Annotated in this window: 4 protein-coding genes; all 4 read right to left on the bottom strand. The window is 69.8% G+C overall.

Annotation, left to right across the window (positions count from 1 at the left end):
- Positions 1-47 precede the first annotated feature (47 nt).
- Positions 48-827, bottom strand: a complete 780-nt coding sequence (gene prcA, locus ACFWEP_RS32455; protein ID WP_387375551.1) for a proteasome subunit alpha — start codon at positions 825-827, stop codon at positions 48-50.
- Positions 828-891: 64 nt separating this feature from the next.
- Positions 892-1,740 carry a proteasome subunit beta gene (prcB, locus tag ACFWEP_RS32450; RefSeq protein WP_328722619.1) on the bottom strand — a complete coding sequence of 283 codons (849 nt, stop codon included), beginning with the start codon at positions 1,738-1,740 and terminating at the stop codon, positions 892-894.
- Positions 1,741-2,087: 347 nt separating this feature from the next.
- On the bottom strand, positions 2,088-2,306 hold the full coding sequence (locus ACFWEP_RS32445) for a ubiquitin-like protein Pup (RefSeq protein ID WP_266702617.1): 219 nt from the start codon (positions 2,304-2,306) through the stop codon (positions 2,088-2,090).
- Between the two features lie 128 nt (positions 2,307-2,434).
- The gene (gene dop, locus ACFWEP_RS32440; protein WP_387375548.1) at positions 2,435-3,946 is read right to left on the bottom strand and encodes a depupylase/deamidase Dop; all 1,512 of its coding nucleotides are present in this window, start codon (positions 3,944-3,946) and stop codon (positions 2,435-2,437) included.
- Positions 3,947-4,193: the final 247 nt, after the last annotated feature.

Here is a 4,193-nt window from a genome sequence, read left to right as displayed (position 1 = left end):
CCGCTGGACGGGGGCCCGGGGCAGGGTCGCCGAGCGGCCGCCGGGGACTACTCCTCGGTGGACCCGCCCGACTCCTCGGACTCCTCCGTGTCGGACGGCGCGTCCGTGGGGGTGGTCGCCGCGGCGCCGTCGGCCTCCAGCAGCCGCGCGAGCTGCCGTCCGACGATCCGCTTGAACTTGCGCTGCTGCGGCCGGGTCCGGTCCAGCACCGCGACCTCCAGCCGCTCCGCGGGGATCTCCCGCTCGCTGCCGTTGGGGTCGCGGGAGAGCGCCTGGACGGCGAGCTTGAGCGCCTCGGCCAGCGTCATGCCGTCGCGGTGCCGCTGGTCCAGGAAGGTGCTGATCTGCTCGGCGTTCCCGCCGACCGCGACCGACCCGTGCTCGTCGACGATCGATCCGTCGTGCGGCAGCCGGTAGATCTGGTCGCCCTCGGGCTCGGCACCGACCTCGGCGACGACCAGCTCCACCTCGTACGGCTTCTCGGCCGCGCTGGAGAAGATGGTGCCCAGCGTCTGGGCGTAGACGTTGGCCAGCCCACGGGCCGTCACGTCGTCGCGGTCGTAGGTGTATCCGCGCAGATCGGCGTAGCGCACCCCGCCGATGCGGAGGTTCTCGTACTCGTTGTACTTGCCGGCGGCGGCGAAGCCGATCCGGTCGTAGATCTCGCTGAACTTGTGCAGCGCGCGGGACGGGTTCTCGCCGACGAACACAATGCCGTCGGCGTACTGCAGCACGACCAGGCTGCGACCTCGGGCGATGCCTTTGCGGGCGTACTCCGCCCGGTCGGCCATGGCCTGCTGGGGTGAGACATAGAACGGCGTCGACACCGGCTATCCGTCCCTTTCTGTCAGTGACGAGTGCATCTGGGAATCCCCGGAACCCCGGGCCTGATCAGAGCAGAGCCGCGCGCGGGCCGTCGGGCTGTTCGAGACGGCGCTCCAGGATCTCCCGGGCGATCGCGGAGGACTCGCCGTCCGACAGCCGGCGGAAGCCCTCGTCGGTGATGACGGTGACGATCGGGTAGATACGGCGCGCCACGTCGGGGCCGCCGGTCGCGGAGTCGTCGTCCGCGGCGTCGTACAGGGCCTGCACGACCAGGGTGAGCGCCTGGGACTCCGTCAGGTCCTCGCGGTAGAGCTTCTTCATGGAGCCGCGGGCGAAGAGCGAGCCGGAGCCCGTGGAGGCGTATCCGGCGTGCTCCTCGGAGCGGCCTCCGGTGACGTCGTACGAGAAGATCCTGCCCCGGCCCTTGTCGACGTCGTAGCCGGCGAAGAGGGGGACGACCGCGAGTCCCTGCATGGCCATCGCCAGGTTGCCGCGGATCATCGTGGAGAGGCGGTTCGCCTTGCCCTCCAGGGAGAGCTGCGCACCCTCGACCTTCTCGAAGTGCTCCAGCTCCAGCTGGAAGAGCTTGACCATCTCCACCGCGAGACCGGCGGTGCCCGCGATGCCGACGGCGGAGTACTCGTCGGCGGGGAAGACCTTCTCGATGTCGCGCTGCGCGATCATGTTGCCCATGGTGGCCCGCCGGTCACCGGCGAGCACCACGCCGCCGGGGAACGAGGCCGCGACGATGGTCGTCCCGTGCGGTGCCTCGACGGCGCCCTTGAGCGGCGGGAGGTTCCGGTTGCCCGGAAGCATCGCGGGTGCGTGGTCGGACAGGAAGTCCATGAACGAGGACGAACCCGGCGTCAGGAACGCAGCTGGTAGACGCCCGGTGTGACGAGTGTTGGCTTCCACGCGTTTCCCTCCAGGTATGCATGCGACGGCCCGCCGGGGTCGGGATGGACACCCGGTGCGCCGATGGCCGGTGTGCGGTTGAAGCACGGTACGTCACGGACCCTACCCGCCCGGTGGCGGTGATCCACCTGTGCGGGTGAAGCGGCCGGCGGAGGCAATCGTCGGCCGGCCGCTCCCCCCGACGGCCCGGCTGCCACCGGTGACCTCACGGTCAGCGGCGGCGTGCGTGCGGGAAGCCGGTCCGGTGGTTCGGGGCGCCGGACGCCCGTTCACCTCCGGTGACCCGGCGCGGAGCACGTGTACCGGACAGCCGCCCGGGACCGCGGTCCGCGCCGGACTGGCGCGGACTACTCCCCGCCCTTCTGCACGAAGCTCCGTACGAAGTCCTCGGCGTTCTCCTCCAGGACGTCGTCGATCTCGTCCAGGACCGAGTCGACGTCGTCGCTCAGCTTCTCCTGGCGCTCCTTGAGGTCCTCCGAAGCCTGCGCTTCCTGCGCCTGCTCCTCGGTCTCCTCGGTGGAGCGCGTCGCCTTCTGCTGTCCGCCGCCGGTGTCCTTGGTCGCCATCTAGCTCACCCCGCTCGGTTCGAAGCATTCGAAGCTCTTGATCAGACCCTACCCACGGGGTCCGACATCGGCCCGGTACTTTTCCAACGTCCGGGCCCTGTCCCGATCATTCCCCTCCGGCGGCCCGTTCAGCCGCCGGACAGCACCCGGACCAGCTCCTCCGCCGTGCGGCAGCGGTCCAGGAGGTTCTTGACGTGCTCCCGCGTACCGCGCAGCGGCTCCATGGTGGGCACCCGTTGCAGAGAGTCATGGCCCGGCAGGTCGAAGATGACCGAGTCCCAGGAGGCGGCGGCCACGTCGTCCGCGTACTGCTCCAGGCAGCGGCCGCGGAAGTAGGCCCGGGTGTCCTCCGGAGGCTGTGTACGCGCCCGGGAGACCGCGTCCTCGTCGAGCAGACGCTTCATCCGCCCACCGGCCACGAGCCGGTTGTAGAGACCCTTGTCGGGCCGTACGTCCGCGTACTGGAGGTCCACCAGGTGCAGGCGCGGGGCGTCCCATTCCAGGCCGTCCCTGCGGCGGTAGCCGTCCATGAGGGCCCGCTTGGCCACCCAGTCCAGCTCCCCCGACAGGCTCATCGGGTCGTTCTCCAGGCGGTTGAGCGTGTCCTCCCAGCGCAGCAGGACGTCCCGGGTCTGCTCGTCGGCGTCGGCGCCGTACCGCTCCTCCACGTACTTGCGGGCCAGCTCGAAGTACTCCATCTGGAGCTGCACCGCGGTGAGTGTCCGGCCGCTGCGGAGCGTGATCAGACGCTGGAGGGACGGGTCGTGCGAGACCTGGTGCAGCGTCCGCACGGGCTGGTCGACGGCGAGGTCGACGTTGATGAACCCGTCCTCGATCATCGAGAGGACCAGGGAGGTGGTGCCGAGCTTCAGATAGGTCGAGATCTCGGAGAGGTTGGCGTCCCCGATGATGACGTGCAGCCTGCGGTACTTCTCCGCGTCGGAGTGCGGTTCGTCGCGGGTGTTGATGATGGGGCGCTTGAGCGTCGTCTCCAGCCCCACCTCCACCTCGAAGTAGTCGGCGCGCTGGCTGAGCTGGAAGCCGTGGTCGCGGCCGTCCTGCCCGATGCCGACCCGTCCCGCCCCGGTGACGACCTGGCGGCTCACGAAGAACGGGGTCAGGTGGCGCACGATGTCCGAGAAGGGGGTGTCCCGCCTCATCAGGTAGTTCTCGTGCGTGCCGTAGGAGGCGCCCTTGTTGTCGGTGTTGTTCTTGTAGAGGTGGATCGGCTGGGCGCCGGGGATGGCGGCGGCCAGTTCGGCGGCCTCGGCCATGATGCGCTCGCCGGCCTTGTCCCAGAGGACGGCGTCCCTGGGATTGGTGATCTCCGGAGAGCTGTACTCGGGGTGCGCGTGGTCGACGTAGAGGCGGGCGCCGTTCGTCAGGATGACGTTGGCCAGCCCGATGTCCTCGTCGGTGAGCTGGCTGGAGTCGGCGGTCTCGCGGGCGAGGTCGAAGCCTCGCGCGTCCCGCAGCGGATTCTCCTCCTCGAAGTCCCAGCGGGCTCGGCGCGCCCGGTGCATCGCGGCCGCGTAGGCGTTGACGATCTGGGACGAGGTGAGCATGGCATTGGCGTTGGGGTGGCCGGGGACGGAGATTCCGTACTCCGTTTCGATGCCCATTACTCGCCGTACGGTCATGCGGCCCTCCTTGCCCGGCGTCGTCCCTCCGGGGACGACGCTCAAGTACCGCTGCTTGTCCGGTTGCGTGCGCGGTCGTCCGGCCCCGCACTGCGCGGTCGGCGGTACGTCAGAGCCTAGAGCGCCACCGCCCCGGTGGGGAGATCCATTACGTCTTTGTTCGGATGCGGCGCGGATAAGGCGCGGATTGCGCGCGGATACGGCGGCGGCTCCGGGGAAAACAGCCGGCTGCGGATGCCCCGTGGGG

The organism is Streptomyces sp. NPDC060198, assembly GCF_042728415.1.
GTDB lineage: Bacteria > Actinomycetota > Actinomycetes > Streptomycetales > Streptomycetaceae > Streptomyces.
The sequence above is the reverse complement of the archived record's forward strand: the minus strand, read 5'-3'. Positions and strand labels throughout refer to the sequence as shown.